The 20,398-nt window shown below is 68.8% G+C and carries 20 protein-coding genes; 7 read left to right on the top strand and 13 right to left on the bottom strand.

Annotated elements, in window-relative coordinates:
- Nucleotides 1-364: 364 nt before the first annotated feature.
- Nucleotides 365-568 (bottom strand): cupin domain-containing protein, encoded by a 204-nt coding sequence (locus AC07AG_RS07500; RefSeq protein WP_478752844.1) that lies wholly within the window; start codon nucleotides 566-568, stop codon nucleotides 365-367.
- Nucleotides 569-780: 212 nt separating this feature from the next.
- Here AC07AG_RS07500 and AC07AG_RS07495 point away from each other — a divergent pair, with 212 nt between their 5' ends.
- Entirely contained in the window at nucleotides 781-1,191 is a 411-nt protein-coding gene (locus tag AC07AG_RS07495; RefSeq protein WP_478752842.1) for a hypothetical protein, read from the top strand.
- Here AC07AG_RS07495 and AC07AG_RS07490 read toward each other — a convergent pair.
- Complete coding sequence (locus tag AC07AG_RS07490) at nucleotides 1,160-1,513, bottom strand: winged helix-turn-helix transcriptional regulator (RefSeq protein WP_478752840.1); 354 nt, start codon at nucleotides 1,511-1,513, stop codon at nucleotides 1,160-1,162. The two genes, AC07AG_RS07495 and AC07AG_RS07490, sit on opposite strands and share 32 nt — an antisense overlap.
- Before the next feature lie 171 nt (nucleotides 1,514-1,684).
- Here AC07AG_RS07490 and AC07AG_RS07485 point away from each other — a divergent pair, with 171 nt between their 5' ends.
- The 3 genes from AC07AG_RS07485 (at nucleotide 1,685) to AC07AG_RS07475 (ending at nucleotide 5,633) form a co-directional block, all read left to right on the top strand.
- Complete coding sequence (locus AC07AG_RS07485) at nucleotides 1,685-3,868, top strand: alpha-N-acetylglucosaminidase (protein WP_478752838.1); 2,184 nt, start codon at nucleotides 1,685-1,687, stop codon at nucleotides 3,866-3,868.
- 159 nt (nucleotides 3,869-4,027) lie between these two features.
- Entirely contained in the window at nucleotides 4,028-4,873 is an 846-nt protein-coding gene (locus AC07AG_RS07480; RefSeq protein ID WP_478752836.1) for a chitosanase, read from the top strand.
- Nucleotides 4,874-4,988: 115 nt separating this feature from the next.
- A complete protein-coding gene (locus AC07AG_RS07475; RefSeq protein WP_478752834.1) occupies nucleotides 4,989-5,633 on the top strand; it encodes a LysE family translocator in 645 nt (214 codons plus the stop codon).
- Here the strand turns inward: AC07AG_RS07475 and AC07AG_RS07470 are convergent.
- From AC07AG_RS07470 to AC07AG_RS07425, 10 genes are all read right to left on the bottom strand, one after another.
- Entirely contained in the window at nucleotides 5,593-6,807 is a 1,215-nt protein-coding gene (locus AC07AG_RS07470) for an MFS transporter (RefSeq protein WP_478752832.1), read from the bottom strand. The genes AC07AG_RS07475 and AC07AG_RS07470 overlap by 41 nt on opposite strands.
- 128 nt (nucleotides 6,808-6,935) lie before the next feature.
- Nucleotides 6,936-8,318 carry a nucleobase:cation symporter-2 family protein gene (locus AC07AG_RS07465; protein ID WP_478752830.1) on the bottom strand — a complete coding sequence of 461 codons (1,383 nt, stop codon included), beginning with the start codon at nucleotides 8,316-8,318 and terminating at the stop codon, nucleotides 6,936-6,938.
- A 137-nt stretch (nucleotides 8,319-8,455) separates the two neighbouring features.
- Nucleotides 8,456-9,814, bottom strand: coding sequence for a nucleobase:cation symporter-2 family protein (locus AC07AG_RS07460; RefSeq protein ID WP_478753918.1), 1,359 nt, complete (start codon nucleotides 9,812-9,814; stop codon nucleotides 8,456-8,458).
- Between the two features lie 354 nt (nucleotides 9,815-10,168).
- Complete coding sequence (locus tag AC07AG_RS07455; protein ID WP_478752828.1) at nucleotides 10,169-11,557, bottom strand: 8-oxoguanine deaminase; 1,389 nt, start codon at nucleotides 11,555-11,557, stop codon at nucleotides 10,169-10,171.
- A 48-nt stretch (nucleotides 11,558-11,605) separates the two neighbouring features.
- Nucleotides 11,606-13,018, bottom strand: a complete 1,413-nt coding sequence (locus AC07AG_RS07450) for a nucleobase:cation symporter-2 family protein (protein WP_478752826.1) — start codon at nucleotides 13,016-13,018, stop codon at nucleotides 11,606-11,608.
- 67 nt (nucleotides 13,019-13,085) lie between these two features.
- Nucleotides 13,086-14,009, bottom strand: coding sequence for a factor-independent urate hydroxylase (gene pucL / locus AC07AG_RS07445; protein WP_478752824.1), 924 nt, complete (start codon nucleotides 14,007-14,009; stop codon nucleotides 13,086-13,088).
- A gap of 5 nt (nucleotides 14,010-14,014) precedes the next feature.
- A complete protein-coding gene (gene uraH / locus AC07AG_RS07440; RefSeq protein WP_478752822.1) occupies nucleotides 14,015-14,404 on the bottom strand; it encodes a hydroxyisourate hydrolase in 390 nt (129 codons plus the stop codon).
- Nucleotides 14,404-14,916 carry a 2-oxo-4-hydroxy-4-carboxy-5-ureidoimidazoline decarboxylase gene (gene uraD / locus AC07AG_RS07435; protein WP_478752820.1) on the bottom strand — a complete coding sequence of 171 codons (513 nt, stop codon included), beginning with the start codon at nucleotides 14,914-14,916 and terminating at the stop codon, nucleotides 14,404-14,406. The genes uraH and uraD overlap by 1 nt, the downstream gene beginning before the upstream one ends.
- A 157-nt stretch (nucleotides 14,917-15,073) precedes the next feature.
- Entirely contained in the window at nucleotides 15,074-15,442 is a 369-nt protein-coding gene (locus AC07AG_RS07430) for a helix-turn-helix domain-containing protein (protein WP_478752818.1), read from the bottom strand.
- Nucleotides 15,439-15,699 (bottom strand): YkoF family thiamine-binding protein, encoded by a 261-nt coding sequence (locus AC07AG_RS07425; RefSeq protein ID WP_363209683.1) that lies wholly within the window; start codon nucleotides 15,697-15,699, stop codon nucleotides 15,439-15,441. The genes AC07AG_RS07430 and AC07AG_RS07425 overlap by 4 nt, the downstream gene beginning before the upstream one ends.
- 125 nt (nucleotides 15,700-15,824) lie before the next feature.
- Here AC07AG_RS07425 and AC07AG_RS07420 point away from each other — a divergent pair, with 125 nt between their 5' ends.
- The 3 genes from AC07AG_RS07420 to AC07AG_RS07410 all read left to right on the top strand — a co-directional run bounded on the left by AC07AG_RS07420 (nucleotide 15,825) and on the right by AC07AG_RS07410 (nucleotide 19,329).
- On the top strand, nucleotides 15,825-16,652 hold the full coding sequence (locus AC07AG_RS07420) for a TIM barrel protein (RefSeq protein ID WP_478752815.1): 828 nt from the start codon (nucleotides 15,825-15,827) through the stop codon (nucleotides 16,650-16,652).
- A gap of 87 nt (nucleotides 16,653-16,739) precedes the next feature.
- The gene (locus tag AC07AG_RS07415; protein WP_249586932.1) at nucleotides 16,740-17,630 is read left to right on the top strand and encodes a 2-hydroxy-3-oxopropionate reductase; all 891 of its coding nucleotides are present in this window, start codon (nucleotides 16,740-16,742) and stop codon (nucleotides 17,628-17,630) included.
- A gap of 232 nt (nucleotides 17,631-17,862) precedes the next feature.
- The gene (locus tag AC07AG_RS07410; protein WP_478752813.1) at nucleotides 17,863-19,329 is read left to right on the top strand and encodes a catalase; all 1,467 of its coding nucleotides are present in this window, start codon (nucleotides 17,863-17,865) and stop codon (nucleotides 19,327-19,329) included.
- Between the two features lie 439 nt (nucleotides 19,330-19,768).
- Here AC07AG_RS07410 and AC07AG_RS07405 read toward each other — a convergent pair whose 3' ends face one another.
- Nucleotides 19,769-20,347, bottom strand: coding sequence for a YdeI/OmpD-associated family protein (locus AC07AG_RS07405; RefSeq protein ID WP_478752811.1), 579 nt, complete (start codon nucleotides 20,345-20,347; stop codon nucleotides 19,769-19,771).
- Between the last annotated feature and the right edge of the window lie 51 nt (nucleotides 20,348-20,398).

The raw sequence follows: 20,398 nt of genomic DNA, 5'->3' as shown, positions 1-20,398 counted from the left end.
GGATGTCAATGCGCCTAACTGACCCCGATCGGCCGGATGTTGGCGCGATCGCGCGACATCGCTCCGATGACTTCCATGTCACGTCGTCCCGCCGCCACGCCGTCCCGCCGCGTCACCCCCTCACCACCCCCCGCACCGCACCGCGCGCTTCTCTAAGGATTTCAATCGAATTCCGATCAATGCGCGAAAGGAATCTGTGACTCCGACAAATCACGGCGTGACGTCGAGCTCACCATTGACTATTCACCTGAAGAGCCATTGTGAGAGTGGTGTAGCGTCGAATCAGGCAGATAATTCGTCGACGATGAAAATCAGCCAACGGGGGCAAGGAAAACGACACTTGGCGTCCCCATGTTCTGATCTTTCACCGCCGTGAATGCAGAACCCAGGGGGACATCCACTCGTGGTGGTGCGGCGGGGTCGAGCCGTTCGGCGACACCTCGAATTCGGTGAGGACGAAGCGGTCGGCGCCGTCCGGTGTGTCGATGAGTTTCCGGTGGGTGGTCTCCTTGGCTCCCGGTTCGCGGACTATTTCGGCCTTGACCGCGGTCCTGTGCACGCGCTTCATGTGCTGCCCTTCTCGGAGAGATGCGGATTTCTGAAATCGAAAGTAGTCACGCGTGCCGAGCGCGGATATGGGCATGGACCGCCGCCGGATCCGGGACCTGGAGCCGGGCTCGCACGGGATGTGGGCCCACGAGGGCGGGACAAAGTCCCGGCGGCCGGGCTACGCTCCGAGCAGCGCTTCGGAAACCGAAGCAGTCAGGAGGAGCGATACCGATGAGCCTCGATGTACGTGACGTACTGGCGCCCGGCGCACCCGACCGGACCCGGCTCCTGCTCGCGCGGGACGTCGTCTTCCACAGCCCTGTCGCCGACTACAGCGGGCGGGACGACGTGGCGCACCTGTTCCCGAAGATCGGGGAGTGCCTGACCGGGATCGAACCGCTGCGGGAGTTCACCGACCCCGGGGCGGGCAGCGGGAAGGACGGGCAGGAGCAGCAGACCGTGACGACCTTCACCGCCGATGTCGGCGAGGAGTCCGTGTACGGCACCTTCGTGCAACAGGTGGACGTCGAGGGTCAGTTGACGGAGGCGACCCTGTTGCTGCGGCCGCTGCACACGCTGGCGGCCGCCGTCTCCCGGATGCGCGACGCGCTCAGCGCCGACCCTCTGCCGAGTCGGCGCTGACCTCGGTGGCCCAGCGCTCGGCCCATGCGTCCAGCGGGCGCAGGGCCTGGTGGGCCTCGCGGCCGAGCACGGTCAGGGCGTAGGAGCTGTCGGGCAGTTGCCGCAGCAGGCGCGCTTCGAGCAGTTCGGTCAGGCGCTGGCGCAGCACACTGGACGACATCGCGTCGCACCGCTCCTGCAGCGCGCGGAACCCCAGCGGCTCGGCCCGCAGCTCCCAGACGATCCGCAGGCTCCAGCGCCGCCCGAACAGGTCGAGGGCGGCCATCAGGGGGCGGCCCGTGGTGGAGGCGCGGGTCGGCTTGCCGGGCAGGGGTGCGGTCATCGGCCGACGCTAACACCGGGGCTTCGCCCACCGGGGCCGTGCGCGGCGGGCGGGGTCCGCCCCGGAAGGCCTTCTTGACCATGGTTCGCGGGCGGTTCATCGTGGTGCGCCGTCCAGCACCGCTCGGGCGCCCGCCCGAGCATCGCCGAACCGGGAGGGTATCCCTACGTCATGCCCCTGGCCCGCCGCACCTTCCTCACCGCTCTCGCCGGAACGACCGGCGCCGCCGTCGCCTGCTCCGGCTCCACCGCCGACGGCGCCCCGACCTCCGGATCGCCCGCGGTCAAGGCCGCCCGGCGGCTGCTGCCCGGACACTGGAAGCAGCTGACGTTCGCCACCGCGGGCCCCGCCGACACCTTCCGGATATCCGGGCGGCGCGGGCACATCACCATCGCCGGTCCGACCCCGGCCGTCCAACTCACCGGCCTGCGGCACTACTTGAAGCACACCGCGCACGCGAACATCACCTGGGCGGGCGACCAGCTCGACCTGCCCGACCGGCTCCCCGGCCTCGACGAGCCGGTGACCGGACGCGCCAACGCCCCGCACCGCTTCGTCCTCAACGACACGAACGACGGCTACACGGGGGCGTACCACGACTGGTCGTACTGGGAGCACGAGATCGACGTGCTCGCGCTGCACGGTTACAACGAAGTCCTCGTGTACGTCGGCACCGACGCGCTCTACCACCGGGTGTTCCAGGAGTTCGGCTACTCCGACCGGGAGTTGCGCGAGTGGATACCGGCTCCGGCCCACCAGCCGTGGTGGCTGCTCCAGAACATGTCCGCCTTCCCGCACCCCGTCTCGCAGCAACTCATCGCCAGACGCGCCGCGTTGGGGCGCCGCATCGCGGACCGGCTGCGCGAGCTCGGCATGACACCCGTCCTCCCCGGCTACTTCGGGACGGTGCCGCCCGGCTTCACCGCGAAGAATCCCGGCGCGCGGACCGTGCCGCAGGGCGACTGGGTCGGCTTCACGCGGCCCGACTGGCTCGACCCGCGCACCGAGCACTTCGGCCGGGTGGCCGCGGCCTTCTATCGCGCCCAGGACGAGCTGTTCGGCGCATCGACGATGTACAAGATGGACCTCCTCCACGAGGGCGGGAAGCCGGGCGACGTCCCGGTCCCGGACGCGGCGAAGGCCGTGGAGAAGGCCCTCCAGGCCGCGCACCCCGGCGCCACCTGGGTGATCCTGGGCTGGCAGAGCAATCCACCCAAGGCGATCGTCGACGCCGTCGACAAGTCGAGGATGCTGGTGGTCGACGGGCTCTCCGACCGCTTCCCGAAGGTCACCGACCGCGAGTCCGACTGGAACGCGACCCCGTACACCTTCGGCTCGATCTGGAACTTCGGCGGGCACACCACCCTCGGCGCCAACACCCCCGACTGGGCTTCCCTCTACGAGAAGTGGCGCACCAAGGAGGGCAGCACGCAGCGCGGCATCTCCCTGATGCCGGAGGCGGCCGACAACAATCCCGCCGCCTTCGAGCTCTTCTCCGAACTGGCCTGGCGCACCGGCGACTTGGACCTCGACGCCTGGTTCACCGACTGGTCCGTGGCCCGCTACGGCGCGGCCGACCCGCACGCTGCCGCCGCCTGGGACATCCTGCGCCGCACCGCGTACGGCACGACCCGTGCCGACGAGTGGGCCGAGGGCGCGGACGGCCTCTTCGGCGCACGGCCCGACCTGTCGGCGAAGTCGGCGGCGGCCTGGTCACCGAAGGCGATGCGGTACGAAGCGTCGGACTTCGAGCCCGCCCTCGCCGAACTCCTCGACGTACGCAGGGAATTGCGCGGCTCCTCCGCCTACCGCCGCGACGTGCTGGACGTGGCACGCCAGGCTCTGTCCAACCGCAGCCGGGTGCTCCTGCCACGGATCAAGCAGGCGTACGACGACCGGGACACCGTCCTCTTCGACGAGCTGACCCGGACCTGGCTCGGCCTCATGGACCTACTCGACAAGCTGGTGGCCACCGACTCCCGCCACCTCCTGGGGCGCTGGGTCGCCGACGCCCGCTCGTGGGGCGCCGACGCGACGGAGCGGGAGCGGCTCGCGTACGACCAGCTGTCGCTGCTCACCGTGTGGGGCACGCGGTCCGGGGCGGATGCGGGGCTGCGTGACTACGCCAACCGGGAGTGGGCCGGGCTCGTCGGCGGGCTCTACCGGCTGCGCTGGGAGACGTACTTCAAGGAGCTGCGGACGGCGCTCGACGAAGGGCGCGACCCGAAGGCCATCGACTGGTTCGCGATCGAGGACGGGTGGATTCGTGACCCGGGGCGCCTGGCGACCCGACCGACCGGAGACACGTACAAAATCGCTGTTCAGGTGCGCGAACGGCTGACCGGGACGCGGTAGTCGGCGGACACGGGTCCTCCAAGATCGCCAACTCGCCCTTCCTTGACGGGTATACGTCATCCTCAAACTCTGGTAGGAAACCTTCCTAACAGTACGCGGAAGAGCCCAAGCGTCATCGGATCGACCCGGATCGACGAACTCCCCCACCTTGGAGGCCCCGTGCCCACCCCCCATCGCGCCCCCACGCCCCGCATCCACACCTCACGCCGCACCCTGCTCGCCTTCATCGGCGCCTCGCTCGTGGCGGGCCCGGTCATCGCGTCCCAGACGGCAGGCGCCGCCCCCACCCCCAAGGCGGGCGGGCTCGACGATCCGGCGAAGAAGGAGATCGCCATGAAGATCGTCTGCAGCGCCGAGAACTCCGACCTCAACTGGAAGGACTACTACCGCTACTGCGAGGACATAGGCGACGGCCGCGGCTACACCGCCGGGATCATCGGCTTCTGCTCCGGCACCGGCGACATGCTCGACCTCGTCGAGCTCTACACCCGGCGCAAGCCGGGCAACGTCCTCGCCAAGTACCTCCCCGCGCTGCGCGAGGTGGACGGCACCGACTCCCACGAGGGCCTCGACCCCGGCTACAAGCCCGACTGGGAGGAGGCCGCCGAGGACCCCGCGTTCCAGAAGGCGCAGAACGACGAGCGTGACCGCGTCTACTTCAACCCGGCCGTCAAGCAGGGCAAGGCGGACGGCATCGGTGTACTCGGGCAGTTCGCGTATTACGACGCCATCGTCATGCACGGCGACGGCGGCGACAGCACCAGCTTCCGCAACATCCGCAAGCGCGCGCTGAGTTCGGCCAGGCCGCCGGCCCAGGGCGGTGACGAGGTGACATACCTCAACGCGTTCCTCGACGCGCGCGTCTGGGCGATGAAGCAGGAGGAGGCGCACGAGGACACCAGCCGCGTCGACACGGCCCAGCGGGTGTTCCTGAAGAAGGGCAACCTCAACCTGAACACGCCGCTGGAGTGGAAGGTGTACGGGGACCCGTACCGCATCGGCTGAGCCGTCCGCGTCGGCGCGGGGTCCCACGCGCCCCGCGCCGATGTAGCAACGCTTACGCGATGCGTGAAGAATTCTTCGCTGGTGCTGAAGGGTGTGGCCGACCGATCCTTGCTGAATGATCGGAATGAACGCGGTACTCGGCGTCGCGGTCGTGTCTCTCGGCATGGTGCTCACGCCGGGGCCCAACATGATGTACCTCGTATCGCGGAGCATCACCCAGGGCAGGCGCGCCGGAGCGATCTCCCTGGCCGGGGTCGCCGTCGGCTTCATCGTCTATCTGACGGCGGCCAACCTGGGCCTGTCGCTGGTCTTCCTCGCCGTCCCCCAGCTGTACACGGCCGTGAAGCTGGCGGGGGCCGCCTACTTGGCGTGGCTGGCCTGGAAGGCGCTCAAGCCGGGCGGCACATCGGTCTTCGCCCACCAGGAGCTGGCCCCCGACTCGCCCCGGCGTCTCTTCACCATGGGAGTCCTGACCAACCTCCTGAACCCGAAGGTCGCCATCATGTACGTCTCGCTGATACCGCAGTTCATCGACCCGGCGTCCGGCCACACCCTCCTGCAGGGCTTCGCGCTCGGCGGCATCCAGATCTCCATCAGCCTGGCGGTGAACCTCGCCATCGTCATGGCGGCGGGCACCATCGCGGTGTTCCTGGCCCGCCGGCCGACCTGGCTGCGGGTGCAGCGGTACGTGATGGGCACGGTGCTCGGCGCCCTGGCCGTCAAGCTGGCGACGGACCGGGCGCCCGCCGCTGCGACCTGAGCACCACCGCCACGGCCAGGGTCGCGGCGATGCCCCCGAGCGTCATGACCGTGGTGGTGGACGCCGCGTCCACCACCACGCCTCCGGCCAGCGCGCCGAACGAGAACGTCGCCTGGAACGACGACGTGAACAGCACGGACGCGGCCTCGGGCGCACCCGGCGCCGCCGTCACGAACCACGTCTGCGAGCAGACCGGCACGGCCCCGTACGCGACACCCCAGACCAGGAGCAGCGCGAGCGCGCCCGCCTTTGCCGTGCCGAGAACGGGCATCAGCAGCGTGGCGGCGGCGATGAGACCGGCGGCCGCGGCGAAGGTGGTGCGCCGGGCTCGCCTCACCCACGCGCCTGCCAGGAAGTTGCCGAGGATGCCCGCGACTCCGTAGGCGAGCAGGAACAGCGTGATGGACCGCGGGCCCGCATGGGTCACCTCCGCCAGGAACGGCGTGACATAGGTGTACGTGCCGAAGTGCGCGGTCACGACGAGGAACGTCACCGTGAGGCCGACGCGGACGCGGGCGGTGCCGAGCAGGTCGCGTAGTACCGCGAGCCGGGTGACCTGCTGCGGCGGCAGCGACGGCACGGTTACCACCAGCGCGGCGAGGACGGCCAGCGTCAGGGCGCCCATCACCACGAACACCACGCGCCAGCCCGCGAGTTGGCCCAGCAGAGTGCCCGCCGGTACGCCGAGCACCGAACCCAGCGGGACCGCGGAGAAGATCACGGCGGTCGCCCGTCCTGCCTGTGCCTCGGGGACCAGGCGGGACGCGAGCCCCGACCCGATGGACCAGAAGGCTCCGATGACGAGTCCGACCAGGACGCGGGAGACGAGCATCAGCCAGTAGCCGGGCGCGATCGCCGCGAGGAAGTTCGCGAGGGCGAGCACCAGGATCAGGGCGCAGAGCATGCGGCGCCGGTCGACGCGGCCGGTCGTGACCGTCACGGCCGGTGCGGCGACAGCCGCGAGGATGCCGGGCAGGGTCATCATCAGGCCGGCCGTGCCGTCCGAGAGGGAGAAGGTGTCGCCGATGGGGGTCAGCAGGCCGATCGGCAGGATCTCGGTGGTGACGATGGAGAAGATCCCCAGCGTCACGGCGATGACGGCCGGCCAGCCGCCGCCCTGCCGCGGGCGGGCGGAGGAGGCTGCGAACGGGGCCTTTGCGGCGGGTGCGGGCATGCCACCGAGTTCAGCAGCGCCGTACGGCCCCGGTCTGGCACGTATGCGACACGAACATGGCGCGGCGAGGGTGACGTCGGATTCCCGCGCCCGCCCTCACCGCGCCCGCGCTCACCGCGCGACGCGGCTCAGTGCGTGATCGCGGGCTCCGGCTCGGCCGAACTCGCCTTGCTGCCCAGGTGGTTGAAGACCAGGTTCAGTGCGACGGCCAGCAGGCACCCCGTGGAGATCCCCGATCCCAGCACGATCTGGGCCCAGGCAGGGAACGCGTCGTAGAAGCCGTCCGAGAGCGCCGGGGCCAGTCCCGCACCGAGGGTGACCACGACGATCAGGGCGTTGTCGCCCCGGTGCAGGTCCGCCTGGAGCAGGGTCTGGATGCCGCTGACCGCGATGGAGCCGAAGAGGAAGAGGCTGACCGCTGCCAGGACCGGCATGGGAACGACCGAGATCAGTGCCGCCGCTGCCGGGCTGAGGCCGATCAGGACGAGGATGGCGCCGCTGAGAGCCACCACGAAGCGGCTGCGGACCTTGGAGATGACGACCAGGCCGATGTTCTGCGCGAACGCGCTCGCGTGGAAGGCGTTGAAGAGCGGGCTCAGCGCGGAGCCGAGCGCGTCGGCGCGCAGGCCGCGGGCGATGGTCTTCTCGTCGACCTCCCTGTCGACGATCTTGCCGAGGGCGATCATGTCGGCGGTCGACTCGGTGAGGATCACCAGCATCACGACGCACATCGAGATGATGGCCGGGATGTTGAACTCCGGTGCGCCGAAGTGCAGCGGCGAGGGGATGCCCACCAGGGCCGCGTCGTCCAGCTTGGAGAAGTCGGCGAGGCCCATCGGGATCGCGAGCAACGTACCGAAGATCATCGCGAAGAGCATGCTGATCTGCTTGAGGAAGCCGGTCGTGAAGCGCTGAAGCAGCAGCATGACCAGGACGGTCGCACCGGCGAGGCCGATGCTGCCCGGCTCCGGGGTGCCCGTCGGGGAGTCGTCCACGATCCAGTCGTACGCGACGGGGATGAGCGAGACGCCGATCAGGGTGATGACCGATCCCGTGACCACCGGCGGGAAGAAGCGGACAAGTCGCGAGAAGTACGAACTGACCAGGAATCCGAAGATACTTGAGACGATGATCGCCCCGAAGACGACGGGCATCCCCGCCTCGACGCCGCCCTGGGTCGTGAGGATCGTCAGCATCACGCCGACGCCCGCGAACGAGACTCCGTTGACGAAGGGGAGCTTGGAGCCGATGAAGTTGCCTATGCCAAGGGTCTGGAGCAGGGTCGCCATCCCCGCCATCAAGAGGCTGCCGCCCATGAGTACGGCGGTGTCTCCCGGCGACATCTTGGCGGCGACGGCCACGACCAGCGGGACCGAGACCGCGCCCGCGTACATGGAGGCGACGTGCTGGAGGCTTGCGACGAGCATCCGGCCCGGCGGCAGGATCTCGTCGACGGGGTGCACCTCAGGAGCCGGTGCGGCCTTGTCGGCAGGGGGAAGCTGAGAACTCATGGGTGGCGCTTCTTCCGTGTGCGTGACGCCGGAAGTCGGCCCTGCCGCGCGGGAGTTCACGAGGCGCGCGGCGGGACCGACCATCAGTCCGACTGGAAAGTAACTTCCGCGATGCGGGCGGCGTCACGCACGTTACGTCAGTGGGCCCCCGCTGCGGAAGACCCTTCGTGCACCCTCTGTTCAGCGATTTCTCCCCCGGGCTCCATCGGGTTGGTCACGTCGTCGTCCTCACCGCGCTTGCCGATGTGGTTGAAGACCAGGTTCAGGAGCACCGCCGCGACACAGCCCGTGGAGATGCCCGAGTCGAGGATGATGTTCGCGGTCTCCGGGAACGCGTGGTAGAACTCCGGCGCCGCGATGGGGATGAGGCCGACGGCCAGCGAGACGGCCACGATCAGGACGTTGTTGTCCCGCTCCAGGTTCGCCTTGACCAGCGTCTGGATGCCGCTCGCCGCGACCGAGCCGAAGAGGACGACACCCGCGCCGCCGAGCACCGGGCGCGGTACGACGGCGATGAGCGAGGCGGCCATCGGGCACAGGCCCATCAGGACCAGGAAACCGCCGCCCGCGGCGACGACGTACCTGCTGCGGATCTTCGTCATGGCGACGAGGCCGATGTTCTGCGCGAACGCGCTGCACATGAAGCCGTTGAAGAGCGGGCTGATCGCCGAGCCGAGGGTGTCGGCGCGCAGACCGGCCGCGATGGTCTTCTCGTCGGCGGGGCGCTCCACGATCTCGCCGAGGGCGAGCATGTCGGCCGTCGACTCCGTCATCGAGACGACCATGACGACACAGAGGGAGACGATCGCCGCCGCCGCGAACTGCGGGGCGCCGAAGTGGAACGGCGTCGGGAAGCCGACGATGTCCGCGTCGCCGACCGGGCTGAAGTCCGTGACGCCGAACGGGATCGCGATGACCGTGCCGATGATGAGGCCGAGGAGCACGGCGATCTGCTTGACGAAGCCGGTGGTGAAGCGGCGCAGGAGCAGGACGATCACCAGGGTGAGGCCCGCGAGGCCGAGGTTCTTCATCGAGCCGTAGTCGTCGGCGCCCGGCACGGGCCCTTGTGCCCAGCCGAAGGCGACCGGCATGAGCGAGATGCCGATGAGCGTGATGACCGTGCCGGTCACCACCGGTGGGAAGAAGCGCACCAGCTTGGAGAAGAACGGCGCCGCGATGAAGCCGAGGACACCCGCGACGATCACCGCCCCGAAGATGATCGGGAGCGCGTCGTCCTTGTCCTTGGTCGAGTCGACGACCGCGAGCATGGGGGCGACACCGGCGAAGGTGACGCCGTTGACGAAGGGCAGCCTGGCGCCGATCTTCCAGATGCCGAGCGTCTGGAGGAAGGTGGCGAGGCCGGCGGTGAACAGACAGGCGCCGGTCAGGAAGGTGAGTTCCTTCGCGGAGAGGCCGATGGCCGCGCCCACGATGAGCGGCGGGGCGACGACGCCCGCGTACATGGCCGCCACGTGCTGGAGGCCGGTCGTCGCCATCTTGAGCGGGGGGAGCTTCTGGTCGACGGGGTGGATCTCTCGTATGGCGCTTTCGCCGTCGGCTTCGGATGGGTCTGGGGTGGTGCCTTGCTTGGTGAACCTGGGCTGAGTGGCCACTGTGGCTCCTCCGGTTGTTTTCCAGTACGGGCCGCATTGCCGGCACTTTTCGCTTCTGGGAGGTGGTGCGTGGTGCAAGGACTTGCTCGGTATGAAGTTGTGGGTGGTGCGCCCAGGTAGTACTGACCGCCCCGGGAGCGTGAAGCTTTGGGCCACGTTCCGGGGCGGCACTTGAGCAACCCGCTCGGCTGCTCAAGTCCGGTCAGGGGCCGTCCCCCCTGACCGGAGTTCTTTGGGTCAGGCCTCGGCGGCGATCCGCGCGAGGCGCTGCGCCTCGTCCCGCGCGGAGCGGGCGATGGCGTCCTCGTCGACGTTCAGCAGTCGGCTGTTCTCGACGACCGGCTTGCCGTTGACGAGGGAGAGCGTGACCGGGGCCGCCGCGCCGAAGACGATGGCGGTCACCGGGTCGGCGATCGAGGAGTGCCCGATGCCGTCGATCTTCCAGAGGACCAGGTCGGCGAGCTTGCCCGGCTCGAGCGACCCGATCTGCGAGGAGCGGCCAAGCACCTGGGCGCCGCCGAAAGTGCCAAGACGCAGGGCCTGACGTGCGTTCAGGGCCGCTTCGCGGTGCGCGCCGAGGCGGTTGATGAGGAGCGCGTTGCGCAGCTCGGTGTGGAGTTCGCCGGACTCGTTCGACGCGGTGCCGTCGACACCGAGGCCGACCGGGACGCCCGCCTTGAGCATGTCGGGGACGCGGGCGATACCGGCGGCCAGACGTGCATTGGAGGACGGGCAGTGCGCGACTCCCGTGCCGGTGCGGGCGAATGCCGCGATGTCGGAGTCGTTCATGTGGACGCAGTGCGCCATCCACACGTCGTCACCGAGCCAGCCGGTCGACTCGAAGTAGTCGGTGGGGCCCATGCCGAACAGTTCCTTGCAGAACTGCTCCTCCTCGACGGTCTCACTGCCGTGGGTGTGCAGGCGTACGCCCTTGGCGCGCGCCAACTCGGCGCCCTGCTTCATGAGTTCGGTGGAGACCGAGAACGGGGAGCAGGGGGCGACGGCGACCTGGGTCATCGCGTCGAAGGAGGCGTCGTGGTGCTTGTCGACGGTCTCGGCGGTCGCGGCGAGCGCGCCTTCGAGGGTCTCGACGGCGAAGTCCGGCGGCAGGCCGCCGTCCTTGACGCTGCGGTCCATGGAGCCGCGGGCGAGGGTGAAGCGCACTCCCATGTCGCTCGCCGCGCCGATGATGGCGCCGGAGAGGTCACCGGAGTTCTTCGGGAAGACGTAGTGGTGGTCCATCGCGGTGGTGACACCGCCGCGGGCCATCATGCCGAGCGAGCCCTGGGCCGCCGCCTTCACCATCTGCTCGTCGATGCGCGCCCAGGTCGGGTAGAGCGCGACGAGCCAGTTGAAGAGGTTGTGGTCGGTGGCCAGGCCGCGGGTGATCCACTGGTAGAAGTGGTGGTGCGTGTTGACCAGGCCGGGGGTCACGAGGTGACCGGTCCCGTCCACGCGGCGTACGACGTTCTGCAGGCCCTCGGGGGCCTTTCCTGCGCCGATGGACTCGATCTTGTTCCCGGCGACGACGACGTACCCCGATGCGTACTCGGTGTCGTCGGCGTCGACGGTCGCGATCGCGCAGTTCTCGATGACGATGCGCTGCAGGTCTGCCGGTGCTGCCATGGTGCTTCTTCCTTCTCTTGCGTGTGGCGATGTGGGCACGGCATGACCCTAGGAAGATTTGAGTGCCGCGGCCGCGGGGCTACGGGTGCCGAGATGGTTGAAGAACAGGTTGAGCAGGACCGCGGTCAGCGCTCCCGCACTGATTCCGGAGCCGAGGACGGTCTGCGCCCAGGCCGGGAATTCGGCGTAGAAGGTGGGCGCGGCGAGCGGGATGATGCCCGCTCCGAGCGCGACGGCCACCAGGATGATGTTGGAGCTGTCGTCGAGGCCCGCCTCGGAGAGCGTACGGATGCCGCTCACCGCGATGGAGCCGAAGAGGACGATGCCCGCGCCGCCGAGGACCGGCATCGGTACGAGGCTGACGACCGCGCCGAGCATCGGGAAGGCACCGAGCACGATGAGGGCGCCGCCCGCGACGGCCACTACATAGCGGCTGCGGACACGTGTCAAGGAGACGACGCCGACGTTCTGTGCGAAGGCCGATGTGGGGAAGCCGCCGAAGACCGGGCCGACCAGGGTCGCGATGCCGTCGGTGCGCAGGCCGCGGGTGATGGTCTTCCCGTCGCTCTTGCGGTCGCAGATCTCGCCGAGGGCGAGTATGCCGGCCGACGACTCGGTCATCAGGACCAGCATCACGATGCAGAGCGAGAGGATGGCGGCGGGCTGGAACTCCGGGGCGCCGAAGGCGAAGGGCGTCGGGAGCGCGGCGACCGGCGCGGACTTGAGGGCGCTGAAGTCGGCCATCCCGAACGGGATCGCGGCGAGCGTTCCGATCAACATGCCCAGGAGCAGGGCGACTTGCTTGAGGAAGCCGCGGCCGAACCGCTGGAAGAAGAGGATCACGACGAGCGTGAAGGCGGCGAGCGCGAGGTACTTCATGGCGCCGAAGTCGGCGGCGGTCTTGTCGCCGCCCTGCGCCCAGGTGACGGGCACGGGCATCAGCGTCACGCCGATGAGGGTGATGACGACGCCGGTGACGAGCGGCGGGAAGAAGCGCAGGAGCCGCCCGAAGAACGGTCCGACCGCGAGGCAGAAGACGCCCGCCACCATCACCGCGCCGTAGATGGCCGGGAGTTGATGACCTTTGGCGCTGTTCTCGGCGATGGCGAGAATGGGTGCGATGCCCGCGGACGAGGCGGCGTTCACGAAGGGGAGCCGGTTGCCGACGAATCCCTTGACGCCGAGCGTCTGGAGGATCGTGGCGAGTCCGGCGATCAGCAGGCTCGCGGCGATGAGGCGCGTCTGCGCGACCGTGTCCAGGCCGACGGCCTGGCCGATGATCAGCGGCGGAGTGACGACGCCCGCGTACATGGCGGCGATGTGCTGGAGCGCGGCGGGGACCAGCCGCGAGGGGTGAAGCTTCTCATCCACCGGATGACAGGCGGGAGTTGATTCGCCGTCGGCTATGTCCGATGGGGTGGAACACGGGCCTTTCGCCGGCCCTTTTGCAGGCTGTGCCATTGCTGCTGTTCCCTCCGGTGTGGCGCGCCCCCGTCCGCTGCGGACGGGCGGGGGCGCGCGTCCCGCGTCAGAGGTTGGTCATGTCGACCGGGATCTTCGGCTGGACCCCGTCCCTGAGAACCGTGGCCTCGATGAGGCCGTAGGGGCGGTCCGCCGCGAAGTAGACCTCGTTGTCGTTCTTCAGCCCGAAGGGCTCGAGGTCCACCAGGAAGTGGTGGTTGTTCGGCAGCGAGAAGCGGATCTCGTCGACCTCGCTGCGGCTGTTGATGACGCGCGAACCCATTTGGTAGAGGGTCTGCTGCAGCGAGAGGGAGTACGTCTCGGCGAAGGCCTGCAGGATGTGCTTCTTGGCCTGCTCGTACGACTTCTCCCAGTTGGGCATCCGGTCCGCGTCGCTGGTCCAGTTGTAACGCCAGGCGGCGGAGACGTCGGTGCACAGGATGCGGTCGTACGCCTCCTTCAGCGTCGTGTACTTGTCCTTGACGTAGCCCCAGAACTCCGAGTTGGTGGAGTTCATGACCGTGAGGTCCTTGAGCCCGGAGATGATCTCCCAGTTCTCACCGTCGAAGGTGATCTGCGTGGTGCGCAGCTCCTGGCCCTTGCGGGCGAAGGAGTGGTTGACCTCGTCCGAGCCGATGAACCTGGAGTTGTTGTCCGAGGTCGCGATGCGCTCCCAGGTGTACTCCTGGATGCGGATCCGCGCGACCTTGATCGGCTCCTGCGTGGTCACGAAGTGCCGGGCGAGGTGGATGCCGAACTGCTCGGCGGACTCGATGCCGAACTCCTTGGCGAACGCGTACACCGTGTTCTTGGTGGTGTCCGTCGGCAGGACGTTCGCGTTCGAGCCGGAGTAGTGGACGTCGTCCATGTCGCCGGAGAGGGCGACCGAGACGTTCAGGTCCTTGATGTGGTGGGTGTCGCCGTCCCGCGTGATCTTGACGACGCGGTTCTCTGCTTTGCCGTACTGGTTCTGGCCGAGAATCGTGGGCATGTCTGCTAGCTCCCTCGGTAAACGGAGTAGCCGAACGGGTTGAGCAGCAGCGGTACGTGATAGTGCTCGCCCGGGTTGACGGCGAACGTGATCGCCACCTCCGGGAAGAACGCACCGCTGTCCCTTACGCGGGGGGCGTCCTGCTGCGCCTCGGCTTGCTTCTTCGTGAAGTACTCCTCGACCTCGAAGTCGAGTCGTACGTGGGTGGTGCCTTCCGGCAGCGCCGGCAGGTCCTTGCAGCGCCCGTCCGCGTCGGTCGCGGAGCCGCCGAGTGCCACCCACTCGGCGTCACGGCCACTGCGGGCGGTGAGCGAGATGGTGACGCCCTCGGCGGGGCGTCCGACGCTGGTGTCCAGGATGTGCGTGGACACCGAGGCGGTGGTGTCAGTGCTCATCAGTCCTTGTCCTCTTCTACGAGACGGGCCAGCCGGATTCGGTTGATCTTCCCGAGTTCGGTGCGCACGATCTCGCGCTCCTGCTCGGCGGTGTTGCCGATCCGGGTCTTCACCGCATCGCGCATCTGCTCACCGGTCGCGCCGGTGGCGCAGATCAGAAAGACATGACCGAACTTCTCCTGGTAGGCCAGGTTCAGTTCGAGCATCTCTGCCTTGAGCTCCTCGGAGGCCCCCGCCATGCCGCGCTGTTCGCGGGACGACGTGGGGTCCCCGGGCTTCGGGCGGCCGATCGGCGGGTGCCCTGCCATCGCCTCGGCCAGATCCTCGTCGGTCAGCTCGGCCATGGCGGCGTCGCTTGCGGCGAAGAGGGCTTCGACAGTGGGGAACGGGCGCTGGGAGAGCAGTCTGCTTCCCCAGGCCGATGAGGCGCAGGCCTCGTGGAGGGCGGCGGTGGCCGCACTCTCCGTCAAGGCGTTGAACCGGGCTGGGCCCGGCGTCGAGCTCGAAGTCACGGGTGCCTCCGTGGCCATACGGCCTTGTGCTGGACGGGCTGCGGATAGCTAACGCCAGCCGAAACACCACGTCAACACTTTGTTGAAAACTTCGAGTAACAAAGGCCGCCGTCCGGTTAACGGACGACGGCCTTCAGGGGTGCTCTGACCTGCGAGGTCAGGTGGACCGGTTGAGATAGTTGTAGACAGTGAAGCGCGAGACGCCCAGCGCGCCGGCCACCGTCTCCACTCCGTGCCGCACGGCGAAGGCGCCTCGCGCCTCGAGTATCCGTACGACCTCCTGCTTGGCCTTGCGGTCGAGCTCCGACAAAGGCACCCCGCGCTTGCGCTCCAGGGCGAGCAGGATGTGGTCGAGGGAGTCCGCGAGCTGCGGCAGGCGTACGGCGAGCACGTCCTCGCCCTGCCAGGCGAGGACGACGTCGTCGGCGCCCGCCTCGTCGGGGGGCACGATCTCGCCGCCCATGGCGTCCACGAGCGGCTTGACGGCGGCCACGAAGGGGTCGCGGTCGTCTCTGGGACCGGTCATTCGACGGCCTCCCCCGATTCTCCGAGCACGTTCACCTGGAGCGAGACACGCGTGGCGCCCGCCTCCAGGGCCTTGCGCAGCAGGGCATCGACGGCGGTCAGGACCTCGTCCGCGCCGCCTTCCGCGGTATTGCCGAAGGGGCCGACGTCCACGGCGTCGAGCTCGGCCCCCTGGATGACGTCACGGGCCACCACCGCATGGGCGGGCGCCTCGTCCAGGTCGAAGGGTTCGGTCGTGAACTCCACTCTCAATCGCACGCGCACAACCTACTGCCGCGTGGTGATTTTCCGGCAGCCCCCTCTTGACAAGGGCGGATCCCCGACGGCAATCTTCCATCAGACAGAAATTAACTTCCGCTATACGGAAGGAGCGCGGAAGCCCCATGGGATACTCCGACCAGCGCTTCAATGTGAACCTGTCGATCCTCTTCACGGAACTCCCGCTCCTGGAGCGCCCCGCGGCTGCCGCCGCGGCGGGCTTCACGGCGGTCGAGCTGTGGTGGCCCTGGGTCGACGCCCCCACCCCCGAGCAGTCCGAGCTCGACGCCCTTCGGGCCGCGATCACGGACGCCGGCGTAGAGCTGGTGGGCCTGAACTTCTATGCAGGGCAGCTGCCGGGCCCCGACCGCGGTGCGCTGTCGATCCCGGGCGAGGAGAGCGACAAGTTCCGCGCGAACCTCTCGGTGGCGGCGGACTTCGCGCAGTCCCTCGGCTGCAAGGCGCTCAACGCGCTGTACGGCAACCGGGTGGACGGGGTCACCCCCGCCGTCCAGGACGAACTCGCCCTGGAGAACCTGGTGCTCGCGGCCCGCGAGGCCGACCGCGTGGGTGCGGTGCTGCTGATCGAGGCCCTGAACAAGCCCGAGTCGCCGCGCTGCCCGATCGTGAGCGCGGACGCGGCGATCGCCGTGGTGGACAAGGTGAACGCCGCCACCGGGCTCGGGAACGCGAAGTTCCTCATGGACCTGTACCACCTGTCCATGAACGGCGAGGACCTGCCGGCCGTCATCGATCGGTACGTCGCCCAGACCGCGCACGTGCAGATCGCCGACAACCCCGGCCGTGGCGCCCCGGGCACGGGGTCGCTCCCGCTGGAGGAGCTGCTCGACCAGCTCCGGAAGGCCGGCTACGACGGCTGGGTCGGCCTGGAGTACAAGGCGGGCGACCGCCCCAGCTCCGAAGCCTTCGGCTGGCTGCCGGCCGCGGACTAGACCGCCGCCTCGCGGCGGATCTTCTCCCGCCCACCCACCGAGCACCCCGCAGCCCGATTACCAGGTAGCACTAGAAAGGCTCTCACCATGAGCAACCTTCCCAAGATCGCGTGGATCGGACTCGGCATCATGGGCTCCCCCATGTCCGAGAACCTGATCAAGGCTGGTTACTCCGTCACCGGCTTCACCCTTGAGCAGGACAAGCTGGACCGCCTCACCGCGGCCGGCGGCGTCGCCGCCAAGTCGATCGCCGAGGCCGTCAAGGACGCCGACGTCATCGTCACGATGGTGCCCGCGTCCCCGCAGGTCGAGGCCATCGCGTACGGCGAGAACGGCATCCTGGAGAACGCGCGGTCCGGCGCGCTGATCGTCGACATGTCGTCGATCACCCCGCAGACCTCCGTGGACCTGGCCAAGGCCGCCAAGGACAAGGGCATCCGCGTCCTGGACGCCCCCGTGTCGGGTGGCGAGGCCGGCGCCATCGAGGCCGTGCTCTCCATCATGGTCGGCGGCGAGCAGGCCGACTTCGACGAGGCCAAGCCGCTCCTCGACGCCCTCGGCAAGACCATCGTGCTGTGCGGTCCGCACGGCTCGGGTCAGACCGTGAAGGCCGCCAACCAGCTCATCGTCGCCGTGAACATCCAGGCGTGCGCCGAGGCCGTCGTCTTCCTGGAGAAGTCCGGGGTGGACCTGACCGCCGCCCTGGACGTCCTGAACGGGGGGCTTGCGGGCTCGACCGTCCTGACCCGCAAGAAGGACAACTTCCTCAACCGCGACTTCAAGCCCGGTTTCCGGATCGACCTGCACCACAAGGACATGGGCATCGTCACCGACGCCGCCCGCAATGTCGGTGCCTCGCTCCCGGTGGGTGCCGTGGTGGCCCAGCTCGTCGCCTCGCTGCGCACGCAGGGTGACGGCGGCCTCGACCACTCCGCGCTGCTGCGCGGCGTGGAGCGCCTCTCGGGCGCCGAGCTCTAAGAAGCCCTCAGAGGCTTCAGGAGCTCCCTCAACTTCCGGGCCGCGGCGGCGCTGACACCTGTCCTGTCGCGCCCAGGCGTCGCCGCGGTCCGGAACTCAAGCCCCACCGGTTCGTCCCGAACAAGCCCCACCCAAAACTTCAACAAACTGTTGACGTAGCTGTTCAGGCGTACTTACGCTCACGTCACCTCAGCAGTTTCAGCAGTCCGTACGGAAGGTCAACCCCGCCACCATGTCGAAGCGTGTGCTCACGACCGAGTCCGGCGCCCCCGTCGCCGACAACCAGAACTCAGCCACCGCCGGCGTCGGTGGCCCGCTTCTCCTCCAGGACCAGCACCTCCTGGAGAAGCTCGCCCGCTTCAACCGCGAGCGCATCCCGGAGCGTGTGGTGCACGCGCGCGGTTCCGGCGCGTACGGCTACTTCGAGGTGACCGACGACGTCACCGCGTACACCTCGGCCGACTTCCTGAACACCGTCGGCAAGCGCACCGAGACGTTCCTGCGCTTCTCCACGGTGGCGGACAGCCTGGGCGGCGCGGACGCGGTCCGTGACCCGCGCGGCTTCGCGCTGAAGTTCTACACCGAAGAGGGCAACTACGACCTCGTCGGCAACAACACCCCGGTGTTCTTCATCAAGGACCCGATCAAGTTCCCCGACTTCATCCACTCCCAGAAGCGCGACCCCTTCACGGGCAAGCAGGAGCCGGACAACGTCTGGGACTTCTGGGCGCACGCCCCCGAGGCGACGCACCAGGTGACGTGGCTGATGGGTGACCGCGGCATCCCCGCGTCGTACCGCCACATGAACGGCTACGGCTCGCACACCTACCAGTGGACGAACGAGGCGGGCGAGGCCTTCTTCGTGAAGTACCACTTCAAGACGAACCAGGGCGTACGCAGCCTGTCGGCCGAGCAGGGTGCCGAGCTCGCGGGCAAGGACGCCAACTCGCACCAGACGGACCTCCTGCAGGCCATCGAGCGCGGCGTGAACCCGTCCTGGACGCTGCACGTGCAGATCATGCCGGCGGCCGAGGCGGCCGACTACCGCTTCAACCCCTTCGACCTGACGAAGGTGTGGCCGCACAGCGACTACCCGCTGCAGCGCGTGGGCCGTCTGGTCCTGGACCGCAACCCCGACAACGTCTTCGCCGAGGTCGAGCAGGCCGCCTTCTCCCCGAACAACTTCGTTCCGGGCATCGGCCCCTCCCCCGACAAGATGCTGCAGGGCCGCCTGTTCGCCTACGCGGACGCGCACCGCTACCGCCTGGGCGTCAACCACACGCTGCTCGCGGTGAACGCGCCGAAGGCCGTCAACGGCGGCAAGGCCGACAACTACGGCCGTGACGGCCTGATGGCGTCCAACGCGTACGGCCGTGACCGCAAGAACTACGAGCCCAACTCGTACGACGGCCCGGTCGAGACCGGCCAGGCGCTCTCCGCCCCGCTGGCCGTCAACGGCCACACGGGCACGCACGAGGCCCCGCTGCACACCAAGGACGACCACTTCTTCCAGGCGGGTGAGCTCTACCGCCTGATGTCGGCCGAGGAGCAGGCCCGCCTGGTGGCGAACATCGCGGGCGGCCTCTCGCAGGTCACCCGTGACGACGTCATCGAGAAGAACCTCGCCCACTTCCACGCCGCCGACGCCGAGTACGGCAAGCGCGTGGAGGAGGCCGTCCGCGCCCTGCGCGAGGACTAGAACTCCCGGACTGCACTGGTGAATTGACGGGAGGTCAGTTCACCGGTGCTGCGCCCGCACCATCACGGACCCGGATGAGGGGTGGTCCCGTGGTGAACGGGCCGGACGAGGACCGCGGCGGCTCTGCGAGCCAGTGCGGTGGTAAAGGCCCTGTGATCCCCTTCTCGACCTGAGGGAAGAGGAACTCACAGAGCCATTCGCAGCCGCCGCGGTCCCAGCCGCTTTCGGGCCCCTGGGCCTTGGACCCAAATGACTCCGTCCGGCAGCGCGTATGCATGTTCCGCCAGTCGCGCGCGGCCGGACGGCTACAACTCCTCAGCCAGAGCGGCGAGTACGGACGGTCCCGTACTCGCCGCTCTTCTTTGTCTGCGACCGCGTCGTGGCTGGTCGCGCAGTTCCCCGCACCCCTGACGGGGCGTCCCCGGGGCTGTCTCCGGGACTAGCCGACCTTCTCCCCCGTCGCCAGTTTGGCCACCATGCGTTCGAGCCTGGCTGCCCGCGTGGCGGGAGTCCTGGCTGTCATCAGGCGGTGCAGGACCGCGTACTGATCCGACTTGCCGAGGGCCTCGAAGGTCGCGCGGGCCGCCGGGCTGGCCGCGAGCGCCGCCGTCAGGTCGTCCGGGACCGTGGCGTTGCGCTGGGACTCGTAGGCCGCCTCCCAGCGCCCGTCGGCCTTGGCCGCGGCCACCTCGGCGAGACCGGCCTCGCGCATGCGCCCAGCAGCCGTCAGGGCCTCCACCTTGTGCACGTTCACCTTCGACCAGAGGCCGCGCGGCCGGCGCCGGGTGATCTTCTGCAGGTAGTACACGTCGTCGTACGACCTGCGCTGGCCGTCGATCCAGCCGTGGCAGAGCGCCACGTCGATGATCTCCCCCGCCGTCACCGACGGCACGCCCGAGGCCTTCTTGGCGACCATCAGCCACAGGCCGGGTGCGGTGCCGTGGTGCGCGTCGAGCCAGGCGTCGAGCTCCGCCCCGTCCTTGCAGGTCATGACCTGCAGACCCTCAAGCGATTCCATCCGCACACACTAAAGGGCGGTCCACCCCGCTCGGGTGGACCGCCCCTCAGA

This window comes from Streptomyces sp. NPDC044044 (genome assembly GCF_056434405.1).
Note: the sequence above shows the minus strand (reverse complement) of the source record. Positions and strands in the feature narration are given on the sequence as shown.